Origin of the sequence: Saccharopolyspora hattusasensis, assembly GCF_050972075.1 — a bacterium.
GTDB lineage: Bacteria > Actinomycetota > Actinomycetes > Mycobacteriales > Pseudonocardiaceae > Saccharopolyspora > Saccharopolyspora hattusasensis.
The window spans coordinates 4,380,166-4,395,749 of record NZ_JBPCDC010000001.1; the positions used below are offsets into that span (position 1 = coordinate 4,380,166).

The window sequence follows — 15,584 nt, forward strand, 5'->3', positions numbered from 1 at the left end:
TTCGGCCTCACTCAGACCCAGTAGGAGACACGGGAACGGTAATTGCGCAGCACAATCAGGGCCAACGCCCAGCCCACAACGGTGATCACGCCGACCACCAGCCAGTGGTGCCACGCGATGGGGGAGCCGAGCATCGGCTGCCGGATGATCTCCAGGAAGTGCATGAACGGGTTGATCTCGGCCAGCTGGGCGCGTTCCGCGATCGCGGGGTTCGAGTTCGTCTTGAACTCGTCGTAGTTCCAAACGATCGGCGTCATGAAGAACATCAGCTGGACGACGCTCTGGGTCACCGGCGGGATGTCCCGGAAGCGGGTCGAGATCGTGCCCACCACGAGAATCACCCAGGCACCGTTGAGCGCCAGCACGGCGAACGCCGGGATCGCCAGCAGCGAGACCAGCGTGAGCGGCTTCGGGAAGATCAGCAGCAGCACGAAGTAGACGACGAGGTTGTGCGCGAAGAAGAGCACCTGCCGCCACAACAGCCGGAGCACGTGGATCGTGACCGGGGCGGGCAGCTGCTTGATCAGGCCTTCGTTCGAGATGAAGACCTCGGAGCCCTCGTTGATGCAGTTGCCGATGAAGCCCCAGATGATGAAACCCACGGCAAGGTAGGGCAGGTGCACCGAGAGTTGCTGGTTGAAAAGCTGCGAGTACAGCAAACCGAGCGCTGTGCACGTCACAGCCATGCTGATGGTGATCCACAGCGGGCCGATGACGGAGCGTCGGTACCGCTGCTTGATGTCCTGCCAGCCGAGGTGTGCCCACAGCTGTCGCTGCCCGAATGCATCGCCGATGTCCTTGAAGGCTTTATGCCAGGTCTGCGACGAAGTCTCGGGAGGGGCTTCAGGTCGGTCTAGCGTGCTCGTGGACTGCACAGTGCGTCAGAGTACCGACCACGAGTGTGCCCCCCGGGTGAGGGCATCACTCGACGGCGTCGCGCCCGTCTGACGTCGGGCGCGACACCTCCACGGAGCGTCACAGGTATTGGCCGGTGCCCCGGGTGTGGCCGGTTTCAGTTTCGTTGCCGCTGCTGCCCATGGGCAGGCCTCGGCGCATCTGTTCCAGCTGGGCCCGGGCCGCCATCTGCTGGGCGAACAGCGCCGTCTGCAGGCCGTGGAACAGGCCCTCCAGCCAGCCGACGAGCTGGGCCTGCGCGATCCGCAGCTCCGACTCGGACGGCGTCGTCTCCTGGGCGAACGGTAGCGACAGCCGCTCCAGCTCCTCGATGAGCTCCGGGGCGAGCCCCTGCTCCAGCTCGCGGATCGAGGACTGGTGGATCTCCTTGAGGCGGCTGCGGCTGGCCTCGTCCAGCGGTGCCGCCCGGACCTCCTCCAGCAGCTGCTTGATCATGGTGCCGATGCGCATCACCTTGGCCGGCTGTTCGACCAGGTCGTTGATGTCCTCGCCGCGCTCCGGCTGGTCGTCGGCGTTCATGGCGGCACCGATCGGCATGCCGTCCTCGCCGACGACGAACACCTGCGGCCTGCCCTCACTCGGGTCGTGGGTCATGTCTCTATCCTGGCCTGTCACTACAAGATTCGAAATCCCGGGGCAGCGCTGCGTGCCCGCCGGTCCAGCCCCCGAGATCCGACCATGCGCGAATGGGGATCCCGTGGTCCAGGCGGTGTCCGAGGTTCCGCCACCCACGCCGCTACGCAGGGTGAGCTGGAAGCGTCTTCGCGCGAGCGATGCGATATCTGCCACCCGGGGGCGAGTTCGGGTCGCTCCATACGTAACGTGTGCCCCATGGCGTTCGACGTCGCGGCGGTTCGCGGGCTCTTCCCCGCGCTCGGCGACGGGTGGGTGCACCTGGACGCCCCGGCGGGCATGCAGGTTCCTGAACAAGTGGCGACCGCGGCGTCGACTGCGCTGCGGGCCCCGGTATCCGGTCCGGGCGGGATCTTCCCCGCATCGCAGCGCGCCGAGGCGATCGTGGAAGCCGCCCGTCGCGCTATTGCTGACCTCATCGGTGCGAACCCGGCCGGGGTGGTGCTCGGGCCGAACTCCGCCGTGCTGCTGCAGCGGCTCGCCGATGCGCTCGGTGACGGCTGGATGATCGGTGACGACGTTGTCGTCTCCCGGTTGGACCACCCGGCCAATGTCGCGCCGTGGCAGCGTGCGGCGCAGCGCTCCGGAACCACGGTGCGGTGGGCCGAGGTCGACATCGAGACCTGCGAGCTGCCCACCTGGCAGTACCAGGAGCTGATCACCCCGCGGACGAAGGTCGTCGCGATCACCGCCGCGTCCGGCGCGGTGGGCACCCGGCCGGACGTGCGGCAGGCGGCGGACGCCGCGGCGGAGCACGGCGCGCTGGTGGTGGTGGACGCCGCGGCCGCGGCGCCGTTCGTGCCGCTGGACATCACCGCGATGGGCGCCGACGTGGTGGTGGTGAACGCCTCGGCGTGGGGCGGGCCGCCGGTGGGTGCGCTCGTGTTCAAGAACCCGGCGATGCTCGACCAGCTGCCGTCGGTGGCCCTGGAGTCCGGCGCGCGCGGACCGGAGCGGTTGGAGCTTGGCCCGCACGCGTACCCGCTGCTGGCCGGGTTGGTGGCGTCGGTGGACTACCTGGCGGGGCTGGACGATGCGGCGGTCGGGCCGCGCCGGGAGCGCCTGCTGACCTCGCTGGGTTCGGTGAAGTCGTACCAGGCGGGGTTGCTGGCGAACCTGACCAACGGGCTGCGGAAGATGCGGCACGTGATGGTGATCGGCGACGCGATGCGCCGGGTGCCGTCGATGGCGTTCACGGTCAATGGCGTCAAGGCGGAGGAAGCGGTCGAGCACCTCGCGGAGCGCGGGGTGTGCGCGTTCGAGGACCCGGGCACGCACGGGGTGTTCGCGGTGCTCGGCGTCGGCGAGGTCGGCGGCGCGGTCCGCGTCGGCCTGGCCCACTACACCAACGCCTCCGAGGTGGACCAGCTCGTCCGGGCGGTCGCCGAACTCGGCTGAAGTTCCCGCAATCCAGGCACATTTCCCCGTCTCGGCGCCGGTTGCGAGGGTGGAGCGAACGGCCCGTCCACCTCCTCTACCGGCACTGTCCGTTCGCTCCAACCCGAAGCGTGCGGCCGGGCCATCCATCGCCTTCGACCGGAAGTGCTCGGTTTTCGCAGGCCATGGCCCGTGAGCGCTTTGGGGTGCTATAGCGCCCAAAAACACTCACGGGCCTTGACCAGCGGAGATCTTGCTTTCAGCGGACGAGGAGGATCTTGCCGCGGACGTCGCCCGCTTCCAACGTCGCGTGCGCTCGCGCCGCCTCCGACAGCGGCACCCGCTCGTGCACCAGCGTCCGCACCTCGCCCGCCTCGACGAGCGGCCACAGCCGCTCCCGCACGTCGGCGACGATCGCAGCCTTGCCCTGCGGGCCCTCGACGGGCCGCCCGCGGAGCCCGAGCACCGACAGTCGTAGCCGTTTGACCAGCATCTTCCCCAGGTCGAGCTCGGCCTTCCGGCCGCCCTGCATGCCGATGACGGCCAGGTGCCCGTCGGGCGCCAGCGCGGACAGGTTCCGGTCCAAATAGGACGCACCCATGTTGTCCAGGATGACGTCCGCCCCGCCGAGTTCCTTGACGATCGCGACGAAGTCCTCGTCCCGGTAGTTGATGACCGGGGCCGCGCCCAGGTCCGCGCACAGCTGGCGGCCCTCGGCCGATCCGGCGGTCGCCGCCACGCGCGCGCCGAGCGCCTTGGCGATCTGGATCGCGCAGGTCCCGATGCCGCCGGCCCCACCGTGCACCAGCAGCAACTGTCCACTCCGGAGCCCGGCCTCCATCACCACGTTGGACCACACGGTGCAGGTGACTTCGGGCAACCCGGCGGCCTCGACGAGGTCCACCCCGGCGGGCTTGGGCAGCACCTGCGCGGCGGGCACCGCGACCCGCTCGGCGTAGCCGCCGCCGGCAAGCAGCGCGCACACCTCGTCGCCGACTTGCCATCCGGGCACGCCCTCGCCGAGTTCGGCGATGGTGCCCGAACATTCCAGCCCCAGGATGGTGCTGGCGCCCTTCGGCGGCGGGTAGTTGCCCTCCCGCTGGCTCAGGTCCGCGCGGTTGACCGCGCTCGCGGCGACGTCGATGAGCACCTCGCCCGGGCCCGGCCGCGGGTCGGGTTGCTCGGTCCACTCCAGCACGTCCGGTTCGCCCGGCTCACGAATCGAGATCGCGTACATCCCTCGACGGTAGTCAGCGCGGAATGCTTCGCAGCGCGTGGTTCGGTGGGGTGATGGGAGATCGGTCAACGCGGTAAAAATGGGAATTTGTCCCTGCTTATTAACTCTTGTTGGTGCAGGCTTGACTTCGTGGAGTGATCTTCTCAAGGCTAGCCATCACAAGTCCACCCGAAGCGGGGAGCATGATGAGTTCGCGAACCATCACACCCAAGCGCTCGGCGGCCGCTCTGGCCGCGATTTGCGCGGCCGCGTTGTTGACCATCACGCCGGCGAGCGCGGCGCCGGCCGATCTCGGCTCGGAGATCAACGGCAATGCGGTGAACCGCCACCTGATCGCCTTGCAGCGGATCGCCGACCAGAACGGCGGGAATCGCGCGTCCGGCTTGCCGGGCTACGAGGCGAGCGTCGACTACGTCGCCGGCAAGCTCCGCAACGCGGGCTTCGACGTCACTACGCCGGAGTTCACCTACCAGGCCTACTACCTGGACTCGTTCAACCTTGCGGTGGCCGGGCAGCCGGTCGAGGGTGACGCCCTGGAGTACTCCCCGGCCACCCCGCAGGGCGGCATCACCGCGCCGCTGGCGGTCGCCCCGGTCGACGACACGCCGGGCTGCGAAGCCACGGACTATGACGGCGCGGACATCACCGGCAAGGTCGTGCTGATCCAGCGCGGCGCCTGCACGTTCGCGCAGAAGGCGCAGGTGGCCGGCGAGCGCGGGGCTGCGGGCGCGATCATCTACAACAACGCGGACGGTCCGCTCAACGGCACGCTCGGCGACCCCGAAGCCGCGAAGATCCCGACCGCGGGCGTCACCAAGCAGGTCGGCGAGGCGCTCGCCGGGCAGGCCGGCGCCGAGGTGAAGCTGGACGTCCAGGCCCGCCTGGAGACCGTCACCACCCGCAACGTCATCGCGCAGACCCGCACCGGTCGCGCCGACAACGTCGTGCTCGCGGGCGCGCACCTCGACAGCGTTCCGGAAGGCCCCGGCATCAACGACAACGGCACCGGCTCCGCAGGCATCCTGGAGACGGCGCTGCGGTTGGGCGGCAGCCCGAAGGTCAACAACGCGGTCCGCTTCGCCTTCTGGGGCGCGGAGGAGTCCGGCCTGGTCGGGTCGACGAAGTACGTGCAGAGCCTGAGCTTCGAGCAGCAGCTCGACATCGCCCTGTACCTGAACTTCGACATGATCGGCTCGCCGAACGCCGGCTACTTCGCCTACGACGGCGACGACTCCGACGGCGTCGGCGCCGGGCCGGGCCCGCAGGGCTCGGGGCAGATCGAGCAGGACCTCGTCAACGCGATGGCCGCGCAGGGCATCGAGGTCGAGGGCGATGACTTCGACGGTCGTTCGGACTACGGCGAGTTCATCGCGGTCGGCATACCGGCCGGCGGCCTGAACACCGGCGTCGAGGAGCTGAAGTCCGAGGCGCAGGCGGCGAAGTGGGGCGGCACCGCGGGTGTCGCCTTCGACCCGAACTACCACTCGGCGAAGGACAACCTGGCCAACGTGGACCGGGTCGCCCTGGAGAGCAACGCCAAGGCCCTCGCGAACGTCGTCGAAGGCTACGCGCAGAGCACCGAGGCGGTGAACGGGATGCAGACCCGCGCCCAGCGCGCGCAGCTGCGCGCCGCGCAGGCCCCGATGCTGGCGCAGGCCCACGCCGCCCCGGCGAAGACCAAGTCCGGCCACCACAACGTCGCCTGACGAGCCGGAACCAGCGGAACGGAGCACCCCGACACCGTGCAACGGAATCGAGGGTGCCCTCCGCCGGTTCGCCGCCGGTTCCCGGTGGTCCGCAATTTCAATGGAAATCAGAGGCCCGATTTCCATTGAAATTGCGGAAAACCTCACCGAGTGGGGTGGCGACTGTAGCCCGATCGGAGGAGATGTCGTGAAACGTGCCGTTTTCGCGGTCGCCGCCGCGGTCGCCGCTGTAGCCCCCACCGCCCATGTGGCTGCCGCCGTGGTCGCCCCCGTCGCCCCCACCGCCGCCGTGGCTGCCGCACTGGTCGCCGCCACCGCCGACGCGGTGGAGCCGGTGCGCTTCGCGGCGTTCAACGCTTCGCTCAACCGTGCCACCCAGGGCGAACTGCTCGCGGATCTGTCCACATCGGACGAGCTGCAGGCGGCTGCGGTGGCGGAGGTCGTGCAGCGCGTCCGCCCGGATGTCCTCCTGCTCAACGAGTTCGACTACGTCGAGGGCGGCGCCGCGGTCGACGCCTTCCGCGCCAACTACCTGGCGCGGAGCCAGGGCGGTGCCGAACCGATCGACTACCCGCACGCCTACACCGCCCCGGTGAACACCGGCGTGCCGTCCGGGATGGACCTCGACAACGACGGCACCACCGGCGGCCCCGGCGACGCCTACGGCTTCGGGGCGTTCCCCGGCCAGTACGGGATGGTGGTGCTGTCGAAGTACCCGATCGGCGAGGCCCGCACGTTCCAGGGGTTCCGTTGGGCGGACATGCCGGGCGCGCGGCTGCCGGACGACCCGGCGACGCCGCAGCCCGCGGACTGGTACTCGCCGGCGGAGCTGGAATCCCTGCGGTTGTCCTCGAAATCGCACTGGGACCTGCCGGTCGACGTCGGCGGACGAACCGTGCACTTCCTGACCTCACACCCGACGCCGCCGAGCTTCGACGGCCCCGAGGACCGCAATGGCCTGCGCAACCAAGACGAGATCCGATTCTGGGCGGACTACGTCACGCCGGGCCGAGCCGACTACATCTACGACGACGCGGGCGCCTTCGGCAGTCTCGCGCCGGGTGCCCGGTTCATCATCGCGGGCGATCAGAACTCGGATCCGATCGACGGCGACAGCAACGGCGCCCGCCAGCTCCTGCGCGCGCCCCGCGTCATCGACCCGCTGCCGGGCAGCGTGGGAGCCGTCGAGGCCAGCACAACGCAGGGCGACGCCAACGCGGACCAGCGCGCGAACCCGTTCCTCGACACCGGGGACTTCAACGACGAAGCGCCCGGCAACCTCCGGGTGGACTACGTCCTGCTGTCGGCGCCGCTGATCCCGTTGCGCGCCGGGGTCTTCTGGCCGGCCTCGAACGACGGGCTCGCACGCCTCAACGACGCCTCGGACCACCACCTCGTCTGGACCGAGCTGCTCGCCTGATCAGGGCCGAACAAGGGGCGCCACCGGATGTGCCGGGCACGGCCGCCAGTCGAAGCTCGAGGCGGGAAAACACTGATCGCGGCGGTTGCGGCAGGCGCGCTGCTGGCCCCGACCGCGGCCGCAGCCGAACCCGCGCGACTCGCGCTCCAGGAACCGACCGGCCCGAATGCCCTCGGCACGGCCGGCCTGGCGCGGACGAGACCTGGGCCGCCAGCTGGCCGCACGTGACGGGCTGGGCGCGCTGGCTTTCCGTCGCGGGCACGGCGCGTTCGTCGTTCACCGTCTACACGTTGCGTTTCCTTACCCGGCGGGGCTCGCCTCCGGCGAGAGCGGCGCCGATCCACAGCACGCTCGTGGTGGCGATGCCGCCGAAGAGCGCGCCGAGCGTGATGGACAGGTTGGAGGTGGAGACGTACAGCGAGGAGCCGATCAGGATGCGGGCGACGAGGACGATCGCGAAGATGGTCGCGAAGGCGGAGGCCAGGTTGGCCGCACCCACCAGGCCGATCAGGACCGCTAGCACGATGCGGCGGTCGATGCGGCCGGTGGCCACGGTGATCAGAGTTCGGTGCATTTCGAGAGCAGATGCACGGGTCAATTCCGGCTTGCTGCCACCGCGATGGCTCTCTCGGCAAAAAGCTCCGGAACATGGGCGGCAAGGTTTTCTCGGTGCTGAAGGCCATGTGTCGCATGTCGCCTCTGTTGGCGATCACTGACGGGGGTCGTCGGCCTGCAGTTTGGAGATATGCGCGCGTTGACGTGCCGAACCTGTCCGCCCGGCCAGACGGCCGCTCGTTGTGCGTGCCGCTTCGAGCCCTCGATGTCGCCGCGGCTTCGCAGAGCGAGGGCGAGGTCTACCCGAAGGCCTGTCTCCGCGCGTTTCGACGTGAGGACCTGGCTACCTTCCAGTGCGGTAGTCACACGTCAAACGGAAAGACGAAGGTGACGTAATCGACCCCGCCCTCGAAAGGCAGCGCGACGCCGGGAAGGTTCGCAAATCGGGCCGCGCGTGGACCGTCGAGAAATGGCTTACGCACTGGGTCGAAAACATCGCAGCACCTTCGGTCCGCAGCAACACTGGTGGGATATAGGGCTGCCGTGTACGGACACGCGACTTCCGGAACCCTTGCTTGATCAGCTCAAGCTGCACGCTGTCGAGCAAGCGGCAGAACGGGAACGGGCAGGCGACCTCTGGCACGACGGCGATTGGCTGGTCACGAACGAGGTTGGTCAGCCGCTCAACCACCGGACCGACCTCGAGCGCTGGAAAGATCTGTTAGCCGCTGCCGGCGTGCGCGATGCGCGGTTGCACGACGCCCGGCACACGGCCGCAACCGTGCTGCTGGAGCTCGGAGTTACCCAACGTGCTACCGAACATGTGATGGGTTGGTCCAACCCTTCGATGGCGAAGCGGTACATGCACGTGACCGGGGAGGTGCTCGGCATGGTCGCCGACAAGGTCGGGGAGACCTCTGGGAGAAGCCGAAGAAGCCGTCCGGCAAGCGCCGAAAAGAGGCCAGCTGAGACGAGATTTGAGACGAGGGGCAACAGGGCCTGGCGGGGGAGAACCCGCCGAGCCCTATTAGCCCTGGTCAGACAGCGGAAGTGGGGGGATTCGAACCCCCGGTCGCTCTCGCGACGCTCGCTTTCAAGCTGTACGGCACCGAGCGCAGTGCTCGCCTGGCAAAGCGCAGCATACCGGCGAGCGCAAGTCGCCCAATCGTGTGCACTGGTGTTGATCTTGCTGAAACGAGCGGTTAGATCGCCAAGTCGACCTCGACGGGGTGCTGCCTCCCGCCGAGCGAGTCCGCCGAGCCGAGTCGGCCCGCAAAGCTCACTCCGGCGGCTCTGGCGTTCTTGAGTGCCAGAGCCGCCGGAGGGGCACAGGTCGAGACTAGGCTCGGGTGCAGACTGCGGAATGACAAGCGCCCCGCCTGGTCTTTATCGGGCTGGGCACTTTCGTTGATCTCGAATTTCGTTCATGGGACGGGGTGCCAGTCTGGCCAGGGGCGTGTTCCGTGCTCGCCGCGTAGGCAGGCGAGGCGGTGGGCCAACTGGGGCTGGACCGCGGGGTTTGTGCTGGCTACTTGTGCTGCCATGGTGGTCATTCGTAGCTCGCGGATGTTTCGTAGGACCTCGAAGCCGTCCCATTCCGTGACGTCGTAGCCGTAGGTCTTGCAATAGGCTCGCCATGCTTCGGAGTCGATCGTTTGTGTCGTGACGTACCCGACCGCGGTTGATACGAGGTCCCACTCAGGAGGCCCGAACGTGCAGCGTTCGAAGTCGTGGAGAACTGGGCCGCCCGCTGTCAATGCGACGTTGCCCGGCCATGCGTCCCCGTGGATGACACGTCGGGGCATACCCTCTGGCAGGTTGGCGTACGCGCCTTCAAGCTCGGACAACCGTTGGCGCATCCACGCACGATCATCCGGGGACAACGTACGTGCTTCGTTGATCCGATCCGCGAGGCGGACGAATGGTGCCAGTTCGGGAAGGTCGAACTTGGGCGCCGGCAGATTGTGAAAGTCCCGCAGCACCGCGGCGACATCGGCGGTCGTGCCTTGTTGATGTGGTGGTAGCTCATGCCAGAACGTGACGGCGCGGCCGAGAGCAACAACCGGCTGCTCGACGTCACGAATGGGACGCGCGGCGGCTACTCCGTTGTCCTCTAGCCAGGTGGCGACGTTGATTTCCTTTGCCGCTGCGGCATCTTGGCCAGTTCGAGCGATGCGTGCGACGACGCCATTGGGAAGGCGGTAGAGGGCATTTTCGCCAAGCCGGATCACCTCGGCTCCGTCCGACCTCAGAGCTACCCGTCCGCTTGCCGCGTCGAGCACTGCCATTAATGATGAGCTGCTCATGCGGTCACTACTGCCGACCCGATCCGGCTGCATAGTTCGCCGACCTCGTCGAGGCCCGCATGTGGTCGGCTAGCACGACGGAGCTCTCTAAGGTCGTCGGCAGCTCGCCGTGATTTGATCGGCCCCGCTGCCTGGAGTGCTTGGGCGCCGAAATGCGCGGCCTCGGTCGGATCGCCGGCGACCATCGTCAGAGACGCGAGCTTGGTCTGACTGATCACCCGTGATCGTGCGTGAGCTTCGGAGTGTCCGGAGACAGACGACGCGAGACGGGTTCGAGCCTCCGTGATGAATTGTCCGCTTACGCCGAGCTCCCACAACGCATGCCCTGTGTCTCCGGCGTGCTGTGCTGCGTCGTAGTAGGCCATCCAGGGCGGATTTTCGGTTGGATTTGCGTTATCGAATGACTCGTCGGCGAGACCGACCGCGGTCAGGGTGTCCTGTATCCGACCGAGCTTGCCGAGGGCACGAGCCCGTGCGGTGTGCAGCATGGCGCGTTCGGTCGCTACAAGTCGGTCGGCTCGAACGAGCGCCAGTTCGGTATAGGTCAACCCCGTGTCCGGGTCACCGCACCAAATCGCCTGACGTGCCATTGAGGACAGGATTTTGGCGCGCAAGTGCCAGTCCCCAGCCTCCTCGGCGCACCCCAGCGCGAAGCCGAACATACTGCGAGCGTCTTCGTGGGCATAAGCATCGAACGCCATGAAACCCGTGACGTGAGCTAGGTAGCCAACGGCTGAGAACAAGTCGTTCCGCACCGCTGGAGCGCATCGTCCGTTGAGAAGCTCCGCGGAATAGCGCAGTTGCGCGGCTACGGCTTCCCGGACGAGTCCACCCCCGTATCGCGCATCCCAACCGCTGAAGGCTTGAGCGGCGGCACGGACGTCGGCCACCTCTGACGTGCCAACGACCGTTGGAACTGGAGTCGGCTCGGTAGGGGCCAGCATGTCAATGACCGTGTGGCCTACTACGGCTGCAGCGCCAGCGCCGACGGCTGCACGCAAAAATTGCTGACGGTCCACGTCTGCCACGGTAGAACGGCTTCGGCGGGGACGTCGAAACCCCAACTCCTGATCGGTACGGGCATTGAGTACTGCGCGTAGTGCTGCGCGCCGGTCGTCGTCCTGCGGCCACCGGATCTTTCCCTGCTCCAGTTTCCCGATGTAGTTCGCGTCCAGCGCGATCACGCGAGGCGGGTTCGTGTGCTCGTAGACCCACCTGTTGACCAGGTCGGCAAGTTCCTGACGCGACAGCGGCTCGCCCGTTGCGTTCGGTGACTCGACTCGCTCCCGAGCGTGGCGAAGTTGATCGTTGGGCTCAGACACGGTTGATCTCCTTGACGGGCCGAAGCGTGTCCATATTTGCACAATGAGTAATCGACGTCACGCATGAGGATCCTGGCTATCCTCCCGCAATCCTCCCCTTGACAACCCGGTTGTGCGCCGTTCCGCTGCCGCCGCATCACCGGCAGAGTCGGCAATATGTCGGTAATTCGTAGTGCGGGGACGGAGAACATGCCGGTGCGCTGGGCAGGCAGTTGGTCCGCGGACGCGGTTGCGACGGGGAGGGCATCGGCGCGATGACCACTCCGACGCACACGCTCCCGGAGTTCGGAGCGCTGCCTGCGTGGCTCCGCCCGCACATCCGCGCGATCGAGGACAGCAAGCGTGCTGGCTTCATGTTCCTCTACCTGCCGAGTCTGGCGAACCTGTCGGCGTTGCAGGGGATCCTGAAGGCGAACGGTGCGATGGACGTCTACAGCGCGGCCTCGACATCGGACGCCGTCGCTGCCCGGTACAGACTGGAAGATCTGGAGACCGGCCGGCCCCGGCCGTTGTGGCACGCGCACGGATCGGTGACCGATGTGGTGCGCGAGCTGATGCAACTACCGCCGCACGGGTCCAAGGGGGCGCCCAGTCTTGCGCTTCCGCTCCCCGGCGAGTTGTGGGTGCCGCCGTACGCCTGATGGCCCCGGACCTGGCCGCCCAGTGATTTATTTCTAAAAGAGCAGACAATTTCGCTAGATCTTTCGAGAAAGGCTCGAAAGATGGTGGATGGTTGCGCTTAAAATGGAGGAAATGTGTTTGTGCAATTGTTATGGATAATGGTTGTGCTTGAGGATTATTCAGGCGCATCAAAATTCAGTCGCCGACCGGCGTGTTGACATAAGCGGCGGTCCGTTTAATGCGAGAATTGGGTTACCACACTCAAAATCGCAAGAAAGCGGACCACCTGTATGTATCATACCACCGGCCTCACCGTGCCACAGATCGCCGACTTATGTGAGCTGATCAGGATGGAAACCGGGCAAGAGAACCAGCCGTGGCCACCGATTCTAGGATTGTGGAACTCTGTGGTCGTTGCGCTGACCTATATGAGGCGCAATCGGGTCCAAGCGGAAATCGCAGAAACCTACGGAGTTTCCCAGCCGTCCATCAGTCGTGCGGTTACCACAGTGACGCCACTGATCAACCAGGTGCTCGCGAGGTTCGTGCCCACCGCCGACGAGTTGGACGACCGGCAGCAGTACATCGTCGACGGCACGCTGCTGCCCTGCTGGTCCTGGTCCTCGCACCCGGAGTTGTACTCGGGCAAGCACAAGACCACCGGTATGAACGTGCAGATCGCCTGTACGGTCGACGGCCAGCTCAGGTGGATCTCCGATCCGATTGATGGCAGCCGGCACGACTCGTACTGCCTCGGTGAATCTGACGTGCTGTTGACACTGACGCCCGCCAACTGGATAGGCGACAAAGGATACGTGGGCAACGACATGCTCACGCCGATCAAGAAACCTGAATGCCGCGAATTGCTGGACTGGGAGAAAGAATTCAACACGCAGATCAACAGGATTCGCTACGTCATCGAGCAGGTGATCGCTAACTTCAAGACCTGGCGCATCCTGCACACCGACTACCGGCGCCCCATCGAGACCTTCCGTAAAACCATCTCCACCGTTGTCGCCCTGCATTTCTTCGCCTCAGCGTGAATAACCCTCCTTGTCGCGGGATTTAGTGCGCTTGCGTGGTGGGCGTCGTCGCCGGAGCGTGAGCAGCAGGCGGGCGACGAGGGAAAAGAATGAGCCACCCGGGCGCGCGATCGATGAAACCGGTCCCACGTGTTTGGGTGGCCAGCGCGAAAGAATCCAGACTGCATCTTGCGGACCAGCGTGAGGCCGAAGACGGCGCGGAGTCCCTTCCTGGTCTGTGCGAACACTTCGTTCGAAGCGTCGTCGGGGCGTGGGAGGGAAGTCCGCCGCACATCCAGGGTTACGGCTTATGTGAGCCGTGCTGTGTGATTGCGAAGATCTTCCCGGTTCTGACTCAACCGGCGATGTCGTTCGACGAGGCGTTGTCGCGTGCGTTGGACAGCTACCGCCCGAGAGCTCACTCGGTGGATCGGCCGACGGCCGTGATTCCGCGGGTCGTGGACGTCGAGATGACCGACCGGATTCCGGTGTTGCGGGATGGTCTGGGCGCTGACGGGTGGCCTGTGGACGACCCGGATCTTGACCAGCCCGGCTTAGGCGTTGGTGCCCCCGGCAGTTCCTACCTGCCGGGGACGGCGGCTGAGCCTACTCCGCTCCCGCGCCAGTCGTACAGGCCGCGCCACGCTCTCCAACCCAGGGCGGAGGCGGCATGACCGAGCGCATCGAGCCGGCCACGGCCCCCGGGAACCGTCGGTTCCGGGCTCTGGTCCCGGGCATCGACCCCGACACCGTGTACCAGGACATCCGCGAGGCGCGCGGCTTCCGATCGTGGGAAGACCCGCCCCGCACCCTGTACTACCTCGCGCCGACCGCCGTCGAGGTCTACCAGGTCGGCGGCGGGTGGGTGCTCGCCGTGAACGGTCCGAGCGTCGAAGCCGTCCGCGAGGGGCTGCGGATGCTGGGGTGCGGAGCCGACAGGGACGTGCACGAGCTCCAGGGGGCGGCGTGATCGTCGTGGTGCTGGTGTCGCTGTTCGTCCTTCTGGTCTGTCTGGTCACCGCCTATTACGCCCGGACTCCGGGGCGTCATGCCGGTGCGGGCATCGGCGCGTACAACGCGCGCACGCTTGCGAACCCGGTCCGCAGGCCGGTCGCGAGAACGAAGTGAACGGCACGAAACTCGTGAATGGGAACGGGAAACCGAATTGATAGACCTTCTCAGCGTGGTCTCGCTTGCTTGCGAACAGGCGCGTGGGCACACGGTCGGATTCATCTCCGAGTACGGCACCGGCCCAGAATTCGACCAGTTGGCTACCGAGACGTTCGAGCAAGCCGAGCGAGATGAAGAGGGCAACACGCTCTCGTGGGCGGTTCTGGTTCGGAAAAACTTCTACCAGGCTCTCAAGATCAAGGATCCCGGCCGTCTGCATGACGCGCTGCTGCGGCATGTGGGCTACTGCCTTGCCTGGGCGGAGCACGCGAAAGCGAGCCACGAGACGGAACTCGCCTCCAAGAAGTAAGGCCGCAGAACTCGGGCCGAGAAGTGTCGTCAACACCGGGACTCGCCCCGTTTCCGCCCTGGCCACTGCCACAACGGCGTGGCAGTGGCCAGGGCTACCAAAGAATGAAGGAAAGGGAGAAATTGATGTACACGTCTACGCTTGCCGCAGCGATCTTGGCGAGCGTGTGCGCTGTCTCGTGCGTCGCGTTGGCAGACCGGCCAGCGCTCGACACTCCGAACCTCAGTGCCAGAGCCGTTGAACCTCTCATCGTGGTGCAACCGTTTCCGCCGGCTGACCCGTGCGCGGTGAGGCCGCCGGTCAAGTTCTAAGGAACAGGCTCGCCCACCGGCGTGGGCGAGCCCGTTCGTCCCATCGATCGTCTGGTCGCTCGGCGGCTTCCTCGCATGGAGGCCGAGTGATCAGGTGTTCCGACGAGACGAGAGGAGGATAGCTTGCGCTGCAACGACTGCGGTAATCCGTGGCACGTTCCGCACGGTTCGAAGTAGTTGAACTTCCTGGTTGGCGCGGGTCTGGCGCAGGCTCCGCGCCGACCGCCAACCGAAAATAGGTCGCATGCTTGAGAAAGTGGTCGGCTTCTGTCTGGCCGTGATTGCCGGATACGTGGTCATCATCGGCGTGGTGGCACAGGCTCGTTTGAACTCGGGCGAGTTCTACTACTTCGGAGATGCATTCGCCACGACTTCGACCGACGCCGGGCAGATCCTCGCCGACGTGGGCGAATGGATTCCAATGCGCTGAATCTGCGGGTAATTCGCCTCGTTGGCCGCTCGGTGTCGGTACCCCGACCCCTGGCGCCGAGCGGTACCCGGCCGGCCACTAGCCGTTGTTGGGAAGGCGCGGCATGCCTTAGCCCGGCGCGAATTCGTTCATGCCGTTGGTGCACTCGTCAATTGGAATTGAGGGAGCAGCATGGTTGCTGAAGATGGTCAAGCCGTGCAAGGGAGATTCTCTGATCTCTACACGGTGGTTTATGCACTGATCGATGAT

General features: G+C 66.4%; 16 protein-coding genes. 10 read left to right on the forward strand and 6 right to left on the reverse strand.

Annotation, left to right across the window (positions count from 1 at the left end):
- Positions 1–11: 11 nt before the first annotated feature.
- Complete coding sequence (gene wzm / locus ACRXBZ_RS20575) at positions 12–875, reverse strand: galactan export ABC transporter permease subunit Wzm/RfbD (RefSeq protein WP_433880476.1); 864 nt, start codon at positions 873–875, stop codon at positions 12–14.
- A 100-nt stretch (positions 876–975) separates the two neighbouring features.
- Entirely contained in the window at positions 976–1,509 is a 534-nt protein-coding gene (locus ACRXBZ_RS20580) for a bacterial proteasome activator family protein (RefSeq protein ID WP_433880477.1), read from the reverse strand.
- A 237-nt stretch (positions 1,510–1,746) separates the two neighbouring features.
- Here ACRXBZ_RS20580 and ACRXBZ_RS20585 point away from each other — a divergent pair, with 237 nt between their 5' ends.
- Positions 1,747–2,946, forward strand: a complete 1,200-nt coding sequence (locus ACRXBZ_RS20585; RefSeq protein ID WP_168586078.1) for a cysteine desulfurase-like protein — start codon at positions 1,747–1,749, stop codon at positions 2,944–2,946.
- 238 nt (positions 2,947–3,184) lie between these two features.
- Here the strand turns inward: ACRXBZ_RS20585 and ACRXBZ_RS20590 are convergent, their stop codons facing one another.
- On the reverse strand, positions 3,185–4,162 hold the full coding sequence (locus ACRXBZ_RS20590; protein ID WP_433880478.1) for an NAD(P)H-quinone oxidoreductase: 978 nt from the start codon (positions 4,160–4,162) through the stop codon (positions 3,185–3,187).
- Between the two features lie 182 nt (positions 4,163–4,344).
- Here ACRXBZ_RS20590 and ACRXBZ_RS20595 point away from each other — a divergent pair, with 182 nt between their 5' ends.
- Positions 4,345–5,868, forward strand: coding sequence for a M28 family metallopeptidase (locus ACRXBZ_RS20595; protein WP_433880479.1), 1,524 nt, complete (start codon positions 4,345–4,347; stop codon positions 5,866–5,868).
- Positions 5,869–6,055: 187 nt separating this feature from the next.
- On the forward strand, positions 6,056–7,288 hold the full coding sequence (locus ACRXBZ_RS20600; protein WP_433880480.1) for an endonuclease/exonuclease/phosphatase family protein: 1,233 nt from the start codon (positions 6,056–6,058) through the stop codon (positions 7,286–7,288).
- A gap of 283 nt (positions 7,289–7,571) precedes the next feature.
- Here the strand turns inward: ACRXBZ_RS20600 and ACRXBZ_RS20605 are convergent, their stop codons facing one another.
- Complete coding sequence (locus tag ACRXBZ_RS20605; protein ID WP_433880481.1) at positions 7,572–7,862, reverse strand: hypothetical protein; 291 nt, start codon at positions 7,860–7,862, stop codon at positions 7,572–7,574.
- A gap of 450 nt (positions 7,863–8,312) precedes the next feature.
- Between ACRXBZ_RS20605 and ACRXBZ_RS20610 the strand changes: the two genes are divergently transcribed.
- Entirely contained in the window at positions 8,313–9,149 is an 837-nt protein-coding gene (locus ACRXBZ_RS20610; protein WP_433880482.1) for a tyrosine-type recombinase/integrase, read from the forward strand.
- 118 nt (positions 9,150–9,267) lie between these two features.
- On the opposite strand, the gene ACRXBZ_RS20615 is transcribed toward ACRXBZ_RS20610, so the two are convergent.
- Positions 9,268–10,131 (reverse strand): phosphotransferase enzyme family protein, encoded by an 864-nt coding sequence (locus ACRXBZ_RS20615; RefSeq protein ID WP_433880483.1) that lies wholly within the window; start codon positions 10,129–10,131, stop codon positions 9,268–9,270.
- Between the two features lie 14 nt (positions 10,132–10,145).
- Complete coding sequence (locus ACRXBZ_RS20620; protein WP_433880484.1) at positions 10,146–11,471, reverse strand: NsdA family TPR-like regulatory protein; 1,326 nt, start codon at positions 11,469–11,471, stop codon at positions 10,146–10,148.
- 254 nt (positions 11,472–11,725) lie between these two features.
- Here ACRXBZ_RS20620 and ACRXBZ_RS20625 point away from each other — a divergent pair, with 254 nt between their 5' ends.
- The 6 genes from ACRXBZ_RS20625 to ACRXBZ_RS20650 all read left to right on the forward strand — a co-directional run bounded on the left by ACRXBZ_RS20625 (position 11,726) and on the right by ACRXBZ_RS20650 (position 15,335).
- A complete protein-coding gene (locus tag ACRXBZ_RS20625) occupies positions 11,726–12,112 on the forward strand; it encodes a hypothetical protein (protein ID WP_433880485.1) in 387 nt (128 codons plus the stop codon).
- 489 nt (positions 12,113–12,601) lie between these two features.
- The gene (locus ACRXBZ_RS20630) at positions 12,602–13,135 is read left to right on the forward strand and encodes a transposase family protein (RefSeq protein ID WP_433880486.1); all 534 of its coding nucleotides are present in this window, start codon (positions 12,602–12,604) and stop codon (positions 13,133–13,135) included.
- Between the two features lie 649 nt (positions 13,136–13,784).
- On the forward strand, positions 13,785–14,084 hold the full coding sequence (locus tag ACRXBZ_RS20635; RefSeq protein WP_433880487.1) for a hypothetical protein: 300 nt from the start codon (positions 13,785–13,787) through the stop codon (positions 14,082–14,084).
- Entirely contained in the window at positions 14,081–14,242 is a 162-nt protein-coding gene (locus tag ACRXBZ_RS20640) for a hypothetical protein (protein ID WP_433880488.1), read from the forward strand. Before ACRXBZ_RS20635 ends, ACRXBZ_RS20640 begins: the two co-directional genes overlap by 4 nt.
- Positions 14,243–14,279: 37 nt before the next feature.
- Positions 14,280–14,594 carry a hypothetical protein gene (locus tag ACRXBZ_RS20645; protein WP_433880489.1) on the forward strand — a complete coding sequence of 105 codons (315 nt, stop codon included), beginning with the start codon at positions 14,280–14,282 and terminating at the stop codon, positions 14,592–14,594.
- A gap of 555 nt (positions 14,595–15,149) precedes the next feature.
- Positions 15,150–15,335, forward strand: coding sequence for a hypothetical protein (locus ACRXBZ_RS20650; RefSeq protein ID WP_433880490.1), 186 nt, complete (start codon positions 15,150–15,152; stop codon positions 15,333–15,335).
- Positions 15,336–15,584: the final 249 nt, after the last annotated feature.

What these genes read in the sequence shown, in the direction of transcription:
- ACRXBZ_RS20615 (WP_433880483.1), bottom strand. Translation starts at nt 10,131, where the DNA reads ATGGCAGTGCTCGACGCGGCAAGCGGACGGGTAGCTCTGAGGTCGGAC.
- ACRXBZ_RS20635 (WP_433880487.1), top strand. Translation starts at nt 13,785, where the DNA reads ATGACCGAGCGCATCGAGCCGGCCACGGCCCCCGGGAACCGTCGGTTC.
- ACRXBZ_RS20650 (WP_433880490.1), top strand. Translation starts at nt 15,150, where the DNA reads ATGCTTGAGAAAGTGGTCGGCTTCTGTCTGGCCGTGATTGCCGGATAC.
- ACRXBZ_RS20590 (WP_433880478.1), bottom strand. Translation starts at nt 4,162, where the DNA reads ATGTACGCGATCTCGATTCGTGAGCCGGGCGAACCGGACGTGCTGGAG.
- ACRXBZ_RS20595 (WP_433880479.1), top strand. Translation starts at nt 4,345, where the DNA reads ATGATGAGTTCGCGAACCATCACACCCAAGCGCTCGGCGGCCGCTCTG.
- ACRXBZ_RS20580 (WP_433880477.1), bottom strand. Translation starts at nt 1,509, where the DNA reads ATGACCCACGACCCGAGTGAGGGCAGGCCGCAGGTGTTCGTCGTCGGC.
- ACRXBZ_RS20605 (WP_433880481.1), bottom strand. Translation starts at nt 7,862, where the DNA reads ATGCACCGAACTCTGATCACCGTGGCCACCGGCCGCATCGACCGCCGC.
- ACRXBZ_RS20585 (WP_168586078.1), top strand. Translation starts at nt 1,747, where the DNA reads ATGGCGTTCGACGTCGCGGCGGTTCGCGGGCTCTTCCCCGCGCTCGGC.
- ACRXBZ_RS20610 (WP_433880482.1), top strand. Translation starts at nt 8,313, where the DNA reads ATGGCTTACGCACTGGGTCGAAAACATCGCAGCACCTTCGGTCCGCAG.
- ACRXBZ_RS20625 (WP_433880485.1), top strand. Translation starts at nt 11,726, where the DNA reads ATGACCACTCCGACGCACACGCTCCCGGAGTTCGGAGCGCTGCCTGCG.